This is a genomic window from Streptomyces sp. NPDC021100 (assembly GCF_044333095.1).
In the GTDB taxonomy this organism is placed as follows: Bacteria; Actinomycetota; Actinomycetes; order Streptomycetales; family Streptomycetaceae; genus Streptomyces.
Genome location: NZ_JBIRQH010000018.1, coordinates 1 through 17909, shown reverse-complemented (window position 1 = coordinate 17909; position 17909 = coordinate 1). Strand labels below are relative to the sequence as shown.

Sequence of the window (17909 nt, the reverse complement as noted above, 5' to 3'; positions counted from 1 at the left end):
TGGGCATCCGTCTCCCTGTGAGTCCCGGCGAACCGTCCTCCCGTGCGAACGAAAGGTGTGAGCGTCCTCCCATGGGCGAACCTCCCAGCAGTCCAGGCGTCCGACATCGCGCGCCCCTCCGGCCCGTGCCCGATCATGGGACGGAGGTGACCCGATGACCGAAGTGCTCCTGCTGGCGCTCACCCTGGTGCTGACGCTCGCGTGCGCCCTCTTCGTCGCCGCCGAGTTCTCGCTCACCACGGTGGAGCGCGGCGAGCTGGAGCGGGCCGCGGAGTCCGGCGACCGCCGCGCGCAGGGCGCGCTGCGGGCCGTCCGCGGCCTCACCTTCCAGCTCTCCGGCGCCCAGCTCGGCATCACCGTCACCGGCCTGGTCATCGGCATGCTCTCCAAGCCGTCCCTGGCCACCCTGCTGACCGGCCCGGTGCAGGCCCTCGGGCTGTCCCGGGGCGTGGCGTCGTCGGTGGCGCTGGCGCTGGGGACCGTGCTGTCGACCGTGGTGCTCATGGTCGTCGGCGAGCTGATCCCCAAGAACTGGGCGATCTCCCGGCCGCTGCCGGTGGCCCGGACCGTGGCCGGGCCGCAGCGCGCCTTCTCCGCCTTCTTCCGGCCGCTGATCCGGCACCTCAACAACTCCGCCAACCGCGTCCTGCACCGGATGGGCGTGGAGCCCGCCGAGGAGCTGGCCACCGCGCGCGGCCCCCGCGAACTGGCCGCCCTGGCCCGGCACTCGGCCCGCGAGGGCGCGCTGGAGCCGGACACCGCCGAGCTGTTCGTCCGCACCCTCAACCTCGCCGAACTGACGGCGGAGAACGTGATGACCCCCCGCGTGCAGGTCACCGCGCTGGACGAGCGGGCCACCGTCGAGGACGTGGCCAACGCCACCCGCGCGACCGGCCTCTCCCGCTTCCCCGTCTACCGGGGCAGTCTCGACTCCGTCGTCGGCATCGCCCACATCAAGGACGTCCTCGCCGTCCCCGCCGACCAGCGCCGCCTGCGCCCGGTGACCAGCCTGCTCCGCGAACCGCTGCTCGTCCCCGCGTCCCTGACCGTCGACCGGCTGCTGGACCGGCTCTCGGCCAAGCGCAGCATGGCCGTCGTCATCGACGAGTACGGCGGCACGGCCGGCGTGGTCACGCTGGAGGACATCGTCGAGGAGGTCGTGGGCGAGGTCCGCGACGAGCATGACCCCGTCGAACGGCCCGACCTGGCCCCCGCCGGCACCGGCCCCGAGGGCCGGCAGCGGTACGACGCCGACGGCGCGACCCGCACCGACCAGCTCGACGCCATCGGCCTTCGGGTCCCCGAGGGCCCGTACGAGACGCTGGCCGGCCTGATCGCCACCGACCTCGGCCGGATCCCGGCCGCCGGGGACACCCTGGAGGTGGCCGGCTGGCGGATCGAGGTGACGGACGCGTCCGGCCGGCGCGCCGCCCGCGTCCGGCTCACGGCCCCCGACCGCGGCCCCGACGCGTCCGACGACGCGGCGGGCGGCCCGGGGGAGGCCGGCCGATGACCGCCGTGCAACTGCTCATCGGGCTGGCGACGCTGGTCGCCAACGCCTTCTTCGTCGGCGCCGAGTTCGCGCTGATCTCCGTGCGCCGCGGCCAGGTCGAGCCGTACGCCGACCAGGGCGACCGGCGGGCCCGCCGGGTCCTCTGGGGCCTGGAGCACATCTCGGCCCTGATGGCGGCGGCACAGCTCGGCATCACACTCTGCACCCTGGTGCTCGGTGTGGTCGCCGAACCGGCCATCGCCACCCTGCTGGAGCCGGTGCTCCACGCGGCCGGACTGCCGCCCGGGGGCATCCACGCGGTGTCGTTCGCCATCGCCCTGGCCGTCTCGACCTATCTGCACATGCTCTTCGGCGAGATGGTGCCCAAGAACATCGCCCTCGCCGAACCGGTGCGCACCGCCCTGTTCCTCGGCCCGCCGCTGGTAACCCTCTCGCGCGGGCTGCGCCCGGTGGTGTTCGCCATCAACCAGCTCGCCAACGGCGCCCTGAAGCTGTTGCGCGTGGAGCCCAAGGACGAGGTGGCGGCGGCCTTCTCGGACGACCAGCTGGCCCGCATGGTGGCGGACGCCAGCGCCGCCGGGCTGCTGGACGAGCGGTCGACGGCCCGGCTGCGGGACGCCCTGGAGCTGGGCAAACGCCCGGTGGCCGACGTGGTGCTGCCGGTGGAGCGGGTGGTCGCGGCCCGCTTCGGGGTCACCCCGGAGGAGCTGGAGGCGCTGTCCGCCCGGTCCGGCTACTCCCGCTTCCCGGTGATCGACGACCACGGCCGGATCCTGGGCTATCTGCACGTCAAGGACGCCCTGGACGCGACGCCCCGCGACGTCCCGTTCCCGCTGCGCCGGATACGCACCATCGCCCAGGTGCGGGCCGACACTCCGCTGGACGACGTCATCACCGCGATGAGCGGCACCGGCGCCCACCTCGCGGCGGTGCTCGGCACCGACGACCGGCTGGCCGGGATGGTCACGCTGGAGGATGTGCTCCGGCAGCTGGTCGGACGGAAGGTGTGAGAGCGGTGAGACGGCGGGGACGAAGGGTGTGAGCCGAGCGGGGCGGGAGGGGCCGGAGGGGCACAAGAAAGGACGGGAGTAGGATCGCCGCGCCATGCGGATGAATGCCTCCCCCACCGGGAACCCCGAGAACGCCCCGCCGGCCCAGCAGGCTGACGCCCCCGTGTTCACCAGCTTCGTCGCGGTCGGCGACTCCTTCACCGAGGGCATGTCCGACCTGCTGCCGGACGGCTCCTACCGCGGCTGGGCCGACCTGCTCGCCACCCGCCTCGCCGCCCGGACCCCCGGCTTCCGGTACGCGAACCTGGCGGTGCGCGGCAAGCTCATCGGGCAGATCGCCGACGAGCAGGCGGCGCCCGCCGCCGCGCTGGGCGCCGACCTGGTGACGCTGGTCGGCGGGCTCAACGACGTGCTGCGGCCCAAGTGCGACGTCGGCCTGGTCTGCGACCGGCTGGCCGAGGCGGTGGAGCGGCTGGCGCCGGGCTGCCGGCAGCTGGTGCTGATGCGCAGCCCGGGCCGGCGCGGCCCGGTCCTGGAGCGGTTCCGCCCCCGGATGGAGCGGCTGTTCGACTTCATCGACGAGCTCGCCGAGCGGCACGGCGCCCTGGTCGTCGACCTGTTCGGCGCCGAGGTGCTGGGCGACTCCCGGCTGTGGGCCGAGGACCGGCTGCACCTGAACGCCGAGGGGCACCGCCGGGTCGCCGAGGCGGTCTGGCAGGCGCTCGGCCTGCCGGCGGAGTCGGACTGGCGGCGGCCCCTGCCGCCGGCCGTCCGCCCCGGCTGGACCACCCGGCGGAGTTCCGACCTCCGTTTCGCCCGTGAGCACCTGGGCCCCTGGATAGGCCGTCGGCTCACCGGGCGCTCCTCGGGCGACGGCCGGGCGGGCGCGCACTTCAGCACCGCGCTCGGGGAGGCGTACTTCGTGACGCCCGCGGCCGATCCGCCGGGCTGCGTCACCGGCTGGCGACGCTGGGAGAAGGCTCCGGCAGCGGACGGAAGCTCTGATTCCGTCCGGCCCTCGTAGGAACGCACCACCCGGGCCACCGTACGGGTCTGCGCGTTCCGCCAGTAGACTTACGTCACGTGACTGCTCCTGTGTCTTCGAAGCCCCGCATCCCCAACGTGCTCGCCGGCCGCTACGCCTCCGCCGAGCTCGCCGTCCTGTGGTCCCCCGAGTACAAGGTGACCCTGGAGCGCCGGCTGTGGCTCGCCGTGCTCCGCGCCCAGAAGGACCTGGGGATCGAGGTGCCGGACGCCGCGCTCGCCGACTACGAGCGGGTGCTGGAGCAGGTCGACCTCGCGTCGATCGCCGAGCGCGAGAAGGTCACCCGGCACGACGTCAAGGCCCGCATCGAGGAGTTCAACGCCCTCGCCGGCCACGAGCACGTCCACAAGGGCATGACCTCGCGCGACCTCACCGAGAACGTCGAGCAGCTGCAGATCCGGCTCTCGCTGGAGCTGGTCCGCGACCGCACGGTCGCCGTCCTGGCCCGGCTGGCCAAGCTGGCCGCCGACCACGCCGAGCTGGTCATGGCGGGCCGCTCGCACAACGTCGCCGCCCAGGCCACCACCCTCGGCAAGCGCTTCGCGACCGCCGCCGACGAGCTGCTCGTCGCGTACGGCCGGGTCGAGGACCTGCTGGCCCGCTACCCGCTGCGCGGGATCAAGGGCCCGGTCGGCACCGCGCAGGACATGCTGGACCTGCTCGGCGGCGACGCCGCCAAGCTGGCCGAGCTGGAGGAGCGGATCGCCGCGCACCTCGGCTTCGGCACCGCCTTCACCTCCGTCGGCCAGGTCTACCCGCGGTCGCTGGACTACGACGTGGTCACCGCGCTGGTGCAGCTCGCCGCCGCGCCGTCCTCGCTCGCCAAGACGATCCGGCTGATGGCCGGGCACGAGCTGGTCACCGAGGGCTTCAAGCCCGGCCAGGTCGGCTCGTCCGCCATGCCGCACAAGATGAACACCCGCTCCTGCGAGCGCGTCAACGGCCTGATGGTCATCCTGCGCGGCTACGCCTCGATGACCGGCGAGCTGGCGGGCGACCAGTGGAACGAGGGCGACGTCTCCTGCTCGGTGGTGCGCCGCGTCGCTCTGCCGGACGCGTTCTTCGCGCTCGACGGCCTGCTGGAGACCTTCCTCACCGTCCTCGACGAGTTCGGCGCCTTCCCGGCCGTCGTCGCCCGCGAGCTGGACCGCTACCTGCCGTTCCTGGCCACCACCAAGGTGCTGATGGGCGCGGTCCGGGCCGGTGTCGGGCGCGAGGTCGCGCACGAGGCCATCAAGGAGCACGCGGTCGCCTCCGCGCTGGCCATGCGCGAGCAGGGCGCCGAGCGCAACGAGCTGCTGGACAAGCTGGCGGCCGACGAGCGGATCCCGCTGGACCGGGCCGCGCTGGACGCGCTGATGGCGGACAAGCTCTCCTTCTCCGGCGCCGCCGCCGACCAGGTCGCCTCCGTGGCCGCCCGCGTGGAGGAGATCGTCAAGGCCCGCCCGGAGGCCGCGGCGTACGCGCCGGGTGCCATCCTGTGACGCATGGCCCGACCCACTCCTGAGGAACTCGAAGCCGCCCGCGACCTCCTCGTCCCCGACGTGGTCGCGGACGGCCTCAACGTCCTGTTCTGCGGCATCAACCCCGGGCTGATGTCCGCCGCCACCGGCCACCACTTCGCCCGCCCCGGCAACCGGTTCTGGCCCGTGCTGTACGCCTCCGGCTTCACCCCGCGCCGCCTCCACCCGTCCGAGCAGCACCTGCTGCCGCAGTACGGGCTGGGCATCACCAACGTGGTGGCGCGGGCCACGGCCCGGGCGGACGAGCTGGGCGACGAGGAGTTCCGCGAGGGCGGCCGGCTGCTCGTCGAGAAGGTCGAGCGGCTGCGGCCGCGCTGGCTGGCGGTCGCCGGGGTGACGGCCTACCGGACGGCCTTCGGCGACAAGAAGGCCCGGATAGGCCCGCAGGAGCGCACCATAGGCACCACCCGTGTCTGGGCACTGCCCAACCCCAGCGGCCTCAACGCCCACTGGTCGCTCGCGACGATGGCGGAGGAGTTCGGACGGCTGCGGGAGGCGGCCGTAGGCCCCTGACGGGCGGCGTCACACGTGCCCGAGGACCCGCCCGCCGGGCCCGTCGGGATCGGTGCCGGTGTAGAAGTCCCAGACGGCGTTCTCCCACTCGGCGAGCGTCAGCCGCCCGTCGCCGTCCACGTCCAGCACCGTGAACGCCTCCCGCGCCCGGTCCTCGGGGATGCCCAGCGCCTGCTGGGCGGCGGCGAACTCCCCGGCGTCGACGACGCCGTCGCCGTCCTGGTCGGCGACGGCCAGGTGCGCGCGGACCGTCGGCTTCACCATCGACCGCAGCGTCCCGTCCTCTCGCGCGGCCTCCAGCGCGGCGACGAACGCCGGGAGGTCCACCCGGCGGGCGCCGCCGTCGGGCGTGTGCGAGACGACGCCCTTCCAGTAGACGTCGGCCGCGTCCTCGGCGGCCCGGGTCAGCGGATCGTGCGCCGGGACACCGAGCGCGTCGGCCAGCTGCCGGGCCCGGCCCCGGACGTCGTCCTGGCTGACGAACCCGTCGCCGTCCACGTCGAGCTGGCGGAACCGGTGTTCGTACTTCTCTCGCAGCACATCGCTCACGGGCGGGGCCTCCTGTGTCTTGAGGGTGCCTCCACTGTGCGGGCGCGGTCCGGGGCGGGTGGCCGTACGCCCTCGTGAACCGCCGTCAAAGCTGCCCGGGTGGAGCACGGCCGGACGCACCGGCCCTCGCCGCCCCCGGGCGCACCGGCTACGATCCGGTGGCGGCAAAGAGGACGCAAAAGACGCGAGGGCAGGGAGGCGGCGACGTTGGGGCGGCTCACCGGTGGGGACCCGTCCCTGCTGCGGCGGATCAATTCGGCCGTGGTCCTGCACGCGCTCCGGGCCGCCGCGCCGTCCTCGCCCCCCACCCTCACCGACCTGGTCAAGGCCACCGGGCTGTCCCGGCCGACCGTCGAGGGCGTGGTCGAGGGGCTGATCGACTCCGGGCTGGTCGCGGAGGCGTCCGCCGAGGAGGGCGTGGCGCGCCGCCAGGGGCGGCCCGCGCGGCGGTTCCGCTTCCGGGCGGAGGCCGGACACCTGCTCGGCGTCGAGATCGGACCGCACCGGGTGGCGGCCCTGCTGTCCGACCTGAGCGGCCGGGTGGCCGGCTCGGCGGCGGCCGAGGTGACGGAGACCGCGTCGGCGGACGAACGGCTGGAACGCGTCCGGGCGACCGTCGCCGACCTGCTGCGGCGCGCGGACGTACCGCGCGGCGCGCTACGGGCGGTGGGCGTGGCCAGCCCGGGCATCGTGGAGGCCGACGGGACGGTCCGGCTGGGCACGGCACTGCCGGAGTGGACGGGACTCCCGCTCGGGGAGCGGCTGCGGCGGTCGTTCCGCTGCCCGGTCCTCGTCGAGAACGACGCCAACGCCGCTGCCGTCGCCGAGCACTGGAAGGGCGCGGCGCGCGAGGTCGACGACGTCGTCTTCGTCCTGGCCGGCCTGAGCCCCGGCGCCGGCTCGCTGATCGGCGGACGGCTGCACCGCGGATTCGGGGGCGCGGCCGGCGAGATCGGCGCCCTTCACCTGCTGGGCCGCGAGGCGACCCCGGAGGAGGTCCTGTCACCGACGGACGAACCGCTCCACCCGCTGGACGAGGCCCAGGTGGTCCGGGTGTTCGCCCTTGCGCGGGAGGGCGACGAACGGGCGCGGGCCGCCGTCGACCGCTATCTGCGCCGCCTGGTCCACGACGTGGCCGCGCTGGTGCTGGCCCTCGACCCGGAGCTGGTCGTGGTCGGCGGCTGGGCCGCCGGCATCGGCGGCATCCTCGATCCGCTCCGCACCGAGCTGGCGCGCTACTGCCTGCGGCCGCCGCGGGTGGCGTTGTCGCTGCTGGGGGATTCGGCGGTGGCGACGGGGGCGCTGCGGCTGGCGCTGGACCACCTGGAGGGCGAACTCTTCGCGGTGGAACGGCCGGTCGCGGCGCGGTGAGTTCGCCCCTGCCCCCTCTGGGGGAGGGGCCGGGGCACCCCCACCGCGAGCTTCAGCTCGCGAGCAACCCGACCGGCTCACCGTCGCCGAACGTAAGCCGGCACGTATCGGCCCGATACGTGGCCACCGCCACGGCCGCGGTACGCCCCTCCGCGAAGTACCGCGTCGTGACGAGCAGAACAGGCGCACCCGGCAGCCGATCAAGCTGCTTCGCGTCATCCGCGCGAGCGGACCCGAGCTCCACAGCCCGGTCCTGACCTTCCAGCGGCAGCCGATGCAGCGCGCGCAGGACGGCACGCGCACGAGCCGGCCCGGGAGCGGTCTCGGGGATGGCGAGCCCGGACACCCCGGGGGCCGGCACGTAGAGGAGCTCCGTGGCGACGGGCCGCCCGTGGCTGCTGCGGGTGCGGCGGACGGTGTGCACGGTCTCGTCGCGGCCGGTGCCCAGCAGCAGCGCGACGGCGGCAGGTGCGGCGGCCTCGACGCTGTCGACCGGCTGCCAGTCGTCCTCGGTGGTGCCGGGCCAGGCGTGTTCGGCGTCGGCGACGGCGACGCCCACGCGCGGCGGGGCGACCGTGGTGCCGACGCCGCGGCGGCGCTGGAGGCGGCCCTCCAGCTCCAGTTGTTCGAGCGCCTGGCGGAGCGTGGCGCGCGCGACCCCGAAACGGGCGGCGAGTTCACGCTCGTTGGGCAGGATCTCCCCCACCGCGAACTCCGAGTCGAGCGCGTCGCTCAACACCGTTTTCAGATGCCAGTACTTCGGCTCGGGCGCCGTCTCCAGCTGCGTCGTCCCCACCCTCATCCTCCGCAAAGGCTTTTCGCGCGCTTCTTTATTAAAGGTTGTTGCAGTATGCCTGTGACCATAGGACGGTGTGCGCACTTGGTCAAGACCAATGCGCGGCACCCATCGAGGTGGTACGGACTTTTCGGCACCCTCGGTGACCGTCGGCACCCGCCCGTCCCCTCACGCGCAGGGGCACGGTCACCAACCGTCGCCGGCGCCCCGAAAGAAGCGGGGTGAGCGGCGCACGGAGGCGCACGCCGGGAGTCGCGAGCGCCGGGCCGGCCGGTCCCGGAGAGCCGCGTGGACAAAGGGTCACGTCACGGGTCTACCCGGCGGTAACCATTGCTGACATCCTGTCTACAAGACCCCCCGAGGATCAGCAGGAGCCGACTCATGGGTGCCACCTTGCAGACCGCGACGTTCTCCCTCGACACCCCCTCCGGGCCGCACCCGGCCGAGGTGGTCTACCGGCGGGCCGGCGAAGGCGACCCGCTCGTCCTGCTGCACGGCATCGGCCACCATCTCCAGGCGTGGGACCCGGTGTTCGACATACTCGCCGCGGAACACGACGTCGTCGCCGTGGACCTGCCCGGCTTCGGCCGCTCCCCCGCCCTGCCGGCGGCGGTGCCGTACGACCTGCCGAGCACGGCCGCCGTCCTCCGCGCGTTCTTCGAGGAACTCGGCCTGGACCGACCGCACGTGGCGGGCAACTCCCTGGGCGGTCTGATCGCCCTGCAACTGGGCCACGAGAAGCTCGTACGGACCGTCACCGCCCTCTCCCCCGCCGGGTTCTGGACGGAGTCCGAGCGCCGCTACGCCTTCACCGTCCTGCGCGGCCTGCGCAACGGCGCCCGCCGGCTGCCGCCCGAGCGGCTGGCCGGGCTGGCCGCCACCCCCGCCGGCCGGGCCGCGCTGGTCAGCCTGGTCTACGCCCGCCCCGGCCGGCGCCCGGTCGACGCGGTGGTCGCGGAGGCGAGCGCGCTGCGGGACGCGGTGGGCTTCGAGGCCACCCTCGCCGCCGGGCGCTCGGTCCTGTTCGCCCACGAACTGCCGGACCTGCCGGCCACCATCGCCTGGGGCACCCGCGACCGGGTGCTGCTGCGCCGGCAGGGGGTACGCGCCGCGCAGGTGATCCCCGGCGCCCGGCTGGTCCGGCTGCCGGGCTGCGGGCACGTGCCGATGAACGACGATCCGGCCCTCGTGGCCCGGGTAATTCTGGACACCGCGCGCTGAGTCCACTGGGATGGAAGTTACTGGTGTGACGGAAGGTGCATGAGGGAAGCATGATCCGCCGCGTCATAGGATCTCCCGATCAGACAGCACGACCTTGGGGGATTCGCAGTGGCTTCCACCGCGCGCACCGTCCTCGTCCCGGCCGCCGTGGCCGTGGCGCTCCTCGCCGGGCTCACCGCCTGCGTCTCGGACTCCGGTTCCGGTTCGGGGAAGGACGACGGCCCGGCGAAGAAGACGGCGCAGTCGGCACATCTCTCCTGGCAGGGCGCCGCGCTGCCGGGCCTGGCGGCGAAGCCGGCCTGGACCGTGCCGGCGGCGCCCGGCGGCACGGCGGTGTTCGCGGTCGGCGACGCCTTCGCCGTGGTCACCGCGCCCGGCGCGGAGAAGACGGCGAACGACAAGGGGCCCGCGCTGCGGGAGGGCCCCAAGACCGTCGAGTTCCGCGACGCGCGCGACGGCGCCGTCCGCAAGACCCTGAAGTTCGGCGACGCCAAGGTGACGGCCGACACCTGGCACGGCGCCCCGGCGCTGCGCGTGCGCGTGACGAGCACAACCCCGTCCGACGGCATGACCTCCGACAAGAGCACCTCCGTGGAAGAGGTCTACGACGGCCGGGGCGGCAAGCTCGGCAGCGCCGCGCAGGAGAACGCGACCCACTTCTCGGACGGCTGGTTCGCCAAGGACGGCACCGTCGCGCGAGCCGGGGGCGGGGCGGCGAACAAGCTGGAGAAGTCCGGCGACCTCCAGGGGATGCACGTCCCCGTCCGCTCCCAGGACTTGTACCGGTACTCGCCGGAGGAGCGGACGTTCGCGGGGGACCACGCCTTCTCGTACGAGGAGGTGGAGCGCGGCATGTTCAACCACCCCGAGCGCCTGGTGGCCACCGACCTGGCGACCGGCAAGAAGGCGTGGACGACCAGCGAGGCCGGCCGGCCGTCGCAGGCCCTCCCGGAGGACAAGTCCCACGCCGTCAACGTCGTGCCGGTGACGGTGGTCGGCGACCGGATCGTCCTGGCCTGGCAGACCAAGGGGGACGAGCATGCCGAGACCGAGCCCTGGGTGATGTCGGTGAACGACGTCGACACCGGCCGGCTGCTGGCCACCGGCCCGGTCGTCGAGGCGGAGGCGCCCGGCTCCCGGACCGACTTCGGGAACCCGCTCACCAACCCCACCTTCCAGGTCACGTACGACGCGTCGACCGGCGCCCTCGTCACCTCCGGCCGGCCCGGCATGGGGAAGCCCTGGCTGGCCACCGCCTGGGACCTCAAGAGCGGGAAGCGGCTCTGGGCGCAGGGGCCGGACGAGAACGACTTCTCGCCGCTGACCGCCGGCAACGGCGTCGTCTACGGCTACACCAACCCGGGAACGCAGGGGTATTGGGACCCGATCGCCGTCGACGTGAAGACGAAGAAGGTCCTGGCGAAGAAGCTCGACAACGACCAGGTGCCGGTCTTCGGCGCCGACGGGCACGGCGCGGTCTCCGTCGACAAGGGCGTCTTCGTCTTCCCGGCGGCCTGACCGTACCGGCGGACCGGTACGCGCCGGACCGGCGGACCGGTACGCGCCGGACCGGCGGACCGGTACGCGCCGGACCGGCGGTGCGAGACGCGCCCGGGAGGGGACTGAACGCGCCGGGGGCGCGGGCTCGTTGGCCCGTTCCCCCGAGTGCCCCCCGGCCCCGGCGTCGCAGCACCCACCAGCCCGCCGCCGCGGCGCCGCCGTCCTGCCGCTGATCCGGCGGCCGCGCCCGCTGAACGCGGCCGCCCTCGGGCCGGTCAGTTCCAGGGGTTGGCCGGCTGGTCGTTGATCGCCGTCCAGAAGCGGGTGCCGGCGGGCACGTCGCCGTCGGCCCAGAAGCTCCAGCCGCCAGAACTCTCCAGGTTGGTCCCGTATCTGCCGTCGTGGAACTCGGCCATGCGCCAGCCGGCCCCGAAGTTGTTGGCGCAGACGCCGTCGGCGACGGCACGGCTCGACAACCGGTTGCCGCGGATCGGGGCGGTGGCGGCGACCGTGCCGCGCGCCCAGCCGGCGTAGAAGCCGGGGGTGATGCCCGCGGGGACGGGGCGGCCGTCGACCTTGAGGCAGAGCAGCGGCAGCGCCGTGGTCGTGGCGGTGTCGCCCTGGTAGGGGTTGCTCAGGGGGCCGCCGCCGACCTGGACCGTGCCACTGGGCCCGTCGGCGAGCAGGGTCCAGGTCATGGCCTTGCCGTTGGAGTCGGGGGCGGGCGGCGCCGCCGCAGCGGGGGTCGTGAGCGCACCGGCCGCGGCGAGGGCCGCGGCGCCGAGAGCGAGCACCGTCTTCTTCGAGCGTGGGGTCACCGAGCGCATGACTTCTCCTCACAGGCGTGAACCGACGTGACGCGAGACGCATGGCGGTACGGTGGTGAATTCTGCACGTCCTTCACAAAACCCCCAAGGGCAGAACCGGACAGGCATGTGTCATCCCCCGGCGCGCGTCGGCCGTGACCGGCGGCCCCCGGTGCTGGCAGGGTGAACGGGTCCGGGAGGAAACCCACAACGGAGCGGAGTGCGGTGGCATGGCCGAGCAGGTGGACGTCGTCGTCATCGGAATGGGCCCGGGCGGCGAGCACGTCGCGGGGCGGCTGGCGGAGGCCGGGCTGCGGGTGGTGGGGGTGGAGGCGGAGCTCGTCGGCGGCGAGTGCCCGTACTGGGGCTGTGTGCCCAGCAAGATGATGATCCGGGCCGGCAGCCTGCTGGCCGAGGCCCGCCGGATCCCCGGGATGGCCGGCGCGGCGCGGGTGGAGCCGGACTGGTCGCCGGTCGCGTCGCGGATCCGCGACGAGGCCACCGACGACTGGAACGATCAGGTGGCCGCCGACCGGTTCCGCGACAAGGGCGGCCGGCTGGCCCGCGGCCGGGGACGGCTCACCGGCCCCCGCACGGTGACCGTGGACGGTCCGGAGGGCGGCGTCTTCGAGGCCGCGCGCGGGGTGGTGCTCGCCACCGGGACGAAGCCGCAGATCCCGCCGGTGCCGGGGCTGGACGCCGTCCCGTACTGGACGAACCGGCACGCCATCGCCGCGACCGAGCCCCCGGGGTCGCTGCTGGTGCTGGGCGGCGGCTCGATCGGCGTCGAACTCGCCCAGGTCTACGCCCGGTTCGGCACCCGCGTCACCGTGGTGGAGGCGACGGACACCCTCGTCCCGGCGGAGGAACCGGAGGCCGCCGCCCTCCTCGCCGAGGTGCTGGCGGCCGAGGGGCTGACCGTCCGGACGGGCGCCCGGGCGACCGCCGCCCGCCATGACGGCGATGCGTTCACCCTCGTCCTGGACGGCGGCGAGGAGCTGACCGCCGACCGGCTGCTGGTGGCGACCGGCCGCCGGGCGGACCTGCGGGACCTCGGACTGGAGACCGTCGGCCTCGACCCGGAGGCCCGCTCCGTGCGCACGGACGGCCGGATGCGGGCCGCGGACGGGCTGTGGGCGGCGGGGGACGTGACGGGCCACGGGGCGTTCACGCACGTGGCCATGTACGAGGCGGAGATCGTCGCCCGCGAGGTGCTGGGCGAGCCGGGGCCCGGGGCCGACTACCGGGCGCTGCCCCGCGTCACCTTCACCGACCCGGAGATCGGCGCCGTGGGCCTGACGGAGCGTCAGGCCCGCGACCGGGGCCTCCGGGTACGCACCGGCCTGGCGCGGGTGCCGTCCTCGGCCCGCGGCTGGATCCACAAGGCCGGCAACCAGGGCCTGATCAAGCTGGTCGAGGACGCGGACCGCGGGATCCTCGTCGGAGCGACGACGGCCGGCCCGGCGGGCGGCGAGATGCTGTACGGGGTGGCCGTGGCGGTCCAGGCGGAGGTGCCGGTGGAGACGCTGCGGCACATGATCTACGCGTATCCGACCTTCCACCGGGGGGTGGAGGACGCGCTGCGGGATCTGGTCTCGAGAGGGTAGCGGGCCGGGGCGCGCGGGGAGGCGGCCGGCTGGGCCGGGGAGGCGGCCTGCGCCCTACCGCCGTCGCGGCTTTCTCGCTCGTTGCCGCCGCCGGGGCCCGCGCCGACCGCGAAGACAGCGGCTTCGGCGTCGTCCGGGTGCCGGGCGGCGTACGCGGCGGACGCCGGCTCCGGGTCGCGGACGACCGGTTCGGGCCCGGGCGGGGCGTACAAGCCGGGGCGTACAAGCCGACGCGGCGGCCGGGCGGGGTCGCCGCGGAGGGGCCACCGGGAGGTCGGCCCGGGCGAACGGCCCTCCAAGGCGCGTCAGTTCGCGCCGTCGGCCTGCCGCCAGTCCGCGTACGCGACGCGCGGGATGGAGCGGACCCCGCCGACCGTCCCCCACTCGTCCCTCCCGAGGCGGCTGAGCGGGCGCATGCGGGTGATCTCCGGGTGGTCGCCGTCCAGGACGGACTCGCCGACCGCGGCGTGCACCACCCGGCCGAGGACGATCGTGGAGTCGCCGAGGCGGAGCGTGCCGTGCAGCCGGCATTCGAGGGCGACGGGAGAGTCCGCGACCCGGGGCGCCTTCACCATGAGCGAGGGCTCCTTGGCGAGGCCGACGGCGTCGAACTCGTCGACGCCCGGCGGGAAGTCGGCACCGGTCTCGTTGATCTGCCGTTCGAGCCCCTCGGGGGCGAGGCTGACGACGAACTCGCCGGTCGCCTCGACGTTGCGCAGGGTGTCCTTGCGGCCCACCGAGGTGAACTGCACGATCGGCGGTTCCACGCAGGCGATGGTGAAGAACGAGTGGGGGGCGAGGTTGGCCGTCGTCCCGTCCTCGGAGACCGTGGACACCCAGGCGATCGGCCGGGGCACGACCACCGAGGTGAGGAGCCGGTAGACGGCGGCCCGGCCGGCGGTTTCGATGTCGATGTCAACGCGCATGCCCGCCAGTATCCATGCCGCCGGGTCCGGCCGCCGACCGGGGACGGTTCCCGGGCGGGGGCCGTCGCCGCAGGTGGGAGCGGCCGCCGGGGACCGGCGGAGCGACCCCGCCCGTAACGTGCCGCGGATGTCCTTTACCCGGAGGACACGAGGTGTTCGTGATCGGGCAACACCGCTTCGTCAGGGTGGACACCATGACCGACACCGACGCGACCCCCGCGGACGCCCCCGGCCGCGCGCACCACTGGCGGCGTGACCTGGCGGAACTCGCCGCCCTGTTCACCGCCGTGGCCGCCGCCGACTGCGTGGCCGACACCGTGGCGCACGGTCCCGACGGGCCGGCCCTGCTGGCCGGGTCGGCCGCCGCGCTGCTGGCCACGGCCGGGTTCCACACCTGGTGGCACCGGCGGCGCCGGGCGCGGTCCGAGACTCCCGCCCCCGGCCTCCCCGAGGAGGCCGTCGGCAGCACGCTGTGGCGGATGCGGACGACCGTCCGCGACGAGCCGGGCAGCCTGGCGGCCCTCTGCCTGGCCCTGGCCGGCCGGGGCGTCGACATCCTCGCCCTCCAGACGCACCCGCTGGCCGAAGGGACGGTCGACGAGCTGCTGCTGCGCGCGCCGGGCGGGCTCACGGCCGACGCGCTGGCCCGGGCCGCCGAGGCGGGCGGGGGCCGCGCGACCTGGCTGGAGCGGGCGGACGCCCACGACCTGGTGGACGCCCCCACCCGGGTGCTGGACCTCGCCACCCGCACCGCCCTGGACTCCGCCGAACTGCCGCTCGCGCTGCGCCGGCTGCTCGGCCGGTGCGCGATCCGCTCGGCACCGGCGGGAGCGGCGGAGGTCCCGGCCGAGGGCGAGTGGCGGGACACCGTCCTGCGGCTGCGCGATCCCTCCGGCGGCACGATCACCATCGAGCGACCCCATCTCCCGTTCACCCCTGCGGAGTTCGCCCGCGCCCGGGCGCTCGTCGAGCTGGACGCGCGGCTGGGACCGCGGTTCCCGCGCCGCGACGACGTGCTGACGCTGCCCGCCGGGGACGAGGTGACGGTCCGCCGGGCGGACACCGGCGACCTCGCGGCGGCCAAGGCGATGCACGAGCGCTGCTCCCCCGCGACGCTCGCCCTGCGTTACCACGGTCCGGTCCGGGACGTCGCCGCCGCCGACCGCTACCTCGGCCACCTGCTCGGCCCGCGGTTCGGCCGGACGCTCGCCGCGTACGAGCCGTCCGGCCGGCTGGTCGCCCTCGGCCACCTGCTCTGGGACGGCGAGGAGACCGAGGTGGCGCTGCTCGTCGAGGACGCGTGGCAGCGGCGCGGCGTCGGCGCCGAACTGCTGCGCCGGCTGGTGGTGATGGCGGCCGAGGCGGGCTGCGAGAGCGTCTACGCGGTGACCCGGGCGTCCAACACCGGCATGGTGGCGGCGATGCGCGGACTGGGCCTGCCGCTGGACTACCAGGTGGAGGAGGGCACGCTGGTGATCACCGCCCGCGTCGCCCCGGCCGCCGTCCGGCGCCTGGCCGCCGGACGGCCGTGAATCCCGCCGGACGGCCGTGCACCCCCCGCCGTACCTCCGCGCGTCCCGGCCGCCGGCCGCGGATCCCGGCTGACGGCCTCGGATCCGGACCGCCGGCCGCGCGTCCCGGGTACGGCGAATCCCGCGTGACGCGGCGGCCCCCGCCGTACGAGGATGGGCGCATGCCGAACACCACCAGCACTCAGCTGCCCCGCCAGGTCGCCGACGCCTACGTCGACGCGTACCTCGAGCTCGACCCGATCACCGGTACCTACCTCGGCGTGGCGTCCAGCGCCCGCCGGCTGCCCGACTTCTCGCCCGAGGGGCAGGAAGCCGTGGCCGCGTTGGCGCGGGAGACGCTGGACCGGCTGGCGGAGGCCGAGCGGCTGCCCGGCGCGGACGACGACGCCGAGCGGCGCTGCGCCCGGCTGCTGCGCGAGCGGCTGACGGCCGAACTCGCGGTGCACGACGCGGGCGAGCCGCTGCGCGCCGTGAGCAATATCCACTCGCCGCTGCACTCGGTGCGCGAGGTCTTCACGCTGATGCCGGTGGACAGCGCCGAGGACTGGTCGGCGGTCGCGGCCCGGCTGCGGGCCGTGCCGGCCGCGCTGGAGGGCTACCGGGCGTCGCTGGCCGAGGGGTTGAAGCGCGGCCTGCCGGGCGGGCCGCGGCAGGTGGCCACGGTGCTGGAGCAGCTGGCCGAGTGGATCGGCACCGACGGCAAGGGCTGGTTCGGCGACTTCACGGCACCCGGCCCCGAGGAGCTCCGGGCGGAGATGGACGGCGCGGCGGAGGCCGCGACGGGCGCCCTCGCCGACATCCGCGACTGGCTGCGGGACGTCTACGCCCCCGCCGTCGAGGGCGCCCCTGACGTGGTGGGCCGCGAGCGCTACGCCCGGTGGTCGCGCTACTGGAACGGCACCGACCTGGACCTGGACGAGGCGTACGCCTACGGCTGGTCCGAGTTCCACCGCCTGCTGGCGGAGATGCGGACCGAGGCCGAGAAGATCCTGCCGGGGGCGCGGACGCCCTGGGAGGCGCTGGCCCACCTCGACGAGCACGGCACCCACATCGAGGGCGTCGAGGAGGTCAGGGAGTGGCTCCAGGGCGTGATGGACGAGGCCATCGAGGCGCTGGACGGCACCCACTTCGACCTGGCCGAGCGGGTCAAGCGCGTCGAGTCGCGGATCGCGCCGCCCGGCGGCGCGGCGGCCCCGTACTACACGGCCCCGTCGGAGGACTTCTCCCGCCCCGGCCGGACGTGGCTGCCGACCATGGGCCTGACCCGCTTCCCGGTGTACGACCTGGTGTCCACCTGGTACCACGAGGGCGTGCCGGGCCACCACCTCCAGCTCGCCCAGTGGACGCACGTGGCCGACCGCCTCTCCCGTTACCAGGTCACCCTCGGCCAGGTCAGCGCCAACGCCGAGGGCTGGGCGCTGTACGCGGAGCGGCTGATGGACGAACTGGGCTTCCTCACCGACGCCGAGCGGCGGCTGGGCTACTTGGACGCCCAGATGATGCGCGCCGCCCGCGTCATCGTCGACATCGGCATGCACCTGGAGCTGGAGATCCCGGCCGACTCCCCGTACCACCCGGGCGAGCGCTGGACGCCGGAGCTGGCCCAGGAGTTCTTCGGGCTGCACAGCAGCCGCCCGGCGGACTTCGTGGAGAGCGAACTCGTCCGCTATCTGGGCATGCCGGGCCAGGCGATCGGCTACAAGCTCGGCGAGCGCGCCTGGCTGCTGGGCCGCGAGGCGGCGCGGAAGCGGCACGGTGACGCGTTCGACGCGAAGGCGTGGCACATGGCGGCGCTGTCGCAGGGCTCGCTGGGGCTGGACGACCTGGTGGCGGAGTTGTCGGCGCTCTGACGGGCGGTGAGCGGGAGGGGGCGGGCGGGGCGGCGGGGCCCCCCGCCCCCCCCCCCCCCCGGCCGGGGGGCGTTGACCCCGCCGGTGGGGGGGGCCGGGGGGGGGGGGGGCCACCCCCCCCCCGCCCCCAAACACCCACGGCGCGGG

General features: G+C 74.9%; 15 protein-coding genes. 11 read left to right on the top strand and 4 right to left on the bottom strand.

The window, feature by feature from the left end:
• Positions 1 to 154: 154 nt before the first annotated feature.
• The 5 genes from ACH4PU_RS27180 (at position 155) to mug (ending at position 5604) form a co-directional block, all read left to right on the top strand.
• Positions 155 to 1513: a hemolysin family protein gene (locus tag ACH4PU_RS27180; RefSeq protein ID WP_398277298.1), complete on the top strand. Its 1359-nt coding sequence runs from the start codon at positions 155 to 157 to the stop codon at positions 1511 to 1513.
• Positions 1510 to 2523, top strand: coding sequence for a hemolysin family protein (locus ACH4PU_RS27175; protein ID WP_398277295.1), 1014 nt, complete (start codon positions 1510 to 1512; stop codon positions 2521 to 2523). The genes ACH4PU_RS27180 and ACH4PU_RS27175 overlap by 4 nt, the downstream gene beginning before the upstream one ends.
• Positions 2524 to 2623: 100 nt before the next feature.
• The gene (locus ACH4PU_RS27170; protein ID WP_398277712.1) at positions 2624 to 3547 is read left to right on the top strand and encodes an SGNH/GDSL hydrolase family protein; all 924 of its coding nucleotides are present in this window, start codon (positions 2624 to 2626) and stop codon (positions 3545 to 3547) included.
• A gap of 71 nt (positions 3548 to 3618) precedes the next feature.
• The gene (gene purB / locus ACH4PU_RS27165) at positions 3619 to 5052 is read left to right on the top strand and encodes an adenylosuccinate lyase (RefSeq protein ID WP_398277292.1); all 1434 of its coding nucleotides are present in this window, start codon (positions 3619 to 3621) and stop codon (positions 5050 to 5052) included.
• Positions 5053 to 5055: 3 nt separating this feature from the next.
• Entirely contained in the window at positions 5056 to 5604 is a 549-nt protein-coding gene (mug, locus tag ACH4PU_RS27160) for a G/U mismatch-specific DNA glycosylase (RefSeq protein WP_398277289.1), read from the top strand.
• A 9-nt stretch (positions 5605 to 5613) separates the two neighbouring features.
• On the opposite strand, the gene ACH4PU_RS27155 is transcribed toward mug, so the two are convergent.
• Positions 5614 to 6153 (bottom strand): EF-hand domain-containing protein, encoded by a 540-nt coding sequence (locus ACH4PU_RS27155; RefSeq protein WP_398277286.1) that lies wholly within the window; start codon positions 6151 to 6153, stop codon positions 5614 to 5616.
• A 207-nt stretch (positions 6154 to 6360) separates the two neighbouring features.
• Between ACH4PU_RS27155 and ACH4PU_RS27150 the strand changes: the two genes are divergently transcribed.
• Complete coding sequence (locus ACH4PU_RS27150; RefSeq protein WP_398277283.1) at positions 6361 to 7524, top strand: ROK family protein; 1164 nt, start codon at positions 6361 to 6363, stop codon at positions 7522 to 7524.
• A gap of 52 nt (positions 7525 to 7576) precedes the next feature.
• On the opposite strand, the gene ACH4PU_RS27145 is transcribed toward ACH4PU_RS27150, so the two are convergent.
• Entirely contained in the window at positions 7577 to 8320 is a 744-nt protein-coding gene (locus ACH4PU_RS27145) for a GntR family transcriptional regulator (RefSeq protein ID WP_398277280.1), read from the bottom strand.
• A gap of 381 nt (positions 8321 to 8701) precedes the next feature.
• Between ACH4PU_RS27145 and ACH4PU_RS27140 the strand changes: the two genes are divergently transcribed.
• Positions 8702 to 9541, top strand: coding sequence for an alpha/beta fold hydrolase (locus ACH4PU_RS27140; protein WP_398277277.1), 840 nt, complete (start codon positions 8702 to 8704; stop codon positions 9539 to 9541).
• A gap of 108 nt (positions 9542 to 9649) precedes the next feature.
• Positions 9650 to 11059 (top strand): hypothetical protein, encoded by a 1410-nt coding sequence (locus ACH4PU_RS27135; protein WP_398277274.1) that lies wholly within the window; start codon positions 9650 to 9652, stop codon positions 11057 to 11059.
• Positions 11060 to 11316: 257 nt separating this feature from the next.
• Here the strand turns inward: ACH4PU_RS27135 and ACH4PU_RS27130 are convergent, their stop codons facing one another.
• Positions 11317 to 11868 (bottom strand): hypothetical protein, encoded by a 552-nt coding sequence (locus tag ACH4PU_RS27130; RefSeq protein WP_398277271.1) that lies wholly within the window; start codon positions 11866 to 11868, stop codon positions 11317 to 11319.
• A gap of 209 nt (positions 11869 to 12077) precedes the next feature.
• Here ACH4PU_RS27130 and ACH4PU_RS27125 point away from each other — a divergent pair, with 209 nt between their 5' ends.
• Entirely contained in the window at positions 12078 to 13454 is a 1377-nt protein-coding gene (locus ACH4PU_RS27125; RefSeq protein ID WP_398277268.1) for a dihydrolipoyl dehydrogenase family protein, read from the top strand.
• A gap of 305 nt (positions 13455 to 13759) precedes the next feature.
• Here the strand turns inward: ACH4PU_RS27125 and ACH4PU_RS27120 are convergent, their stop codons facing one another.
• Positions 13760 to 14380: a flavin reductase family protein gene (locus ACH4PU_RS27120; RefSeq protein ID WP_398277265.1), complete on the bottom strand. Its 621-nt coding sequence runs from the start codon at positions 14378 to 14380 to the stop codon at positions 13760 to 13762.
• Between the two features lie 194 nt (positions 14381 to 14574).
• Between ACH4PU_RS27120 and ACH4PU_RS27115 the strand changes: the two genes are divergently transcribed.
• Both ACH4PU_RS27115 and ACH4PU_RS27110 read left to right on the top strand, forming a co-directional pair.
• Positions 14575 to 15912: a GNAT family N-acetyltransferase gene (locus ACH4PU_RS27115; RefSeq protein ID WP_398277262.1), complete on the top strand. Its 1338-nt coding sequence runs from the start codon at positions 14575 to 14577 to the stop codon at positions 15910 to 15912.
• A 161-nt stretch (positions 15913 to 16073) separates the two neighbouring features.
• Positions 16074 to 17762, top strand: coding sequence for a DUF885 domain-containing protein (locus ACH4PU_RS27110; protein WP_398277259.1), 1689 nt, complete (start codon positions 16074 to 16076; stop codon positions 17760 to 17762).
• The last annotated feature ends 147 nt before the right edge of the window (positions 17763 to 17909 follow it).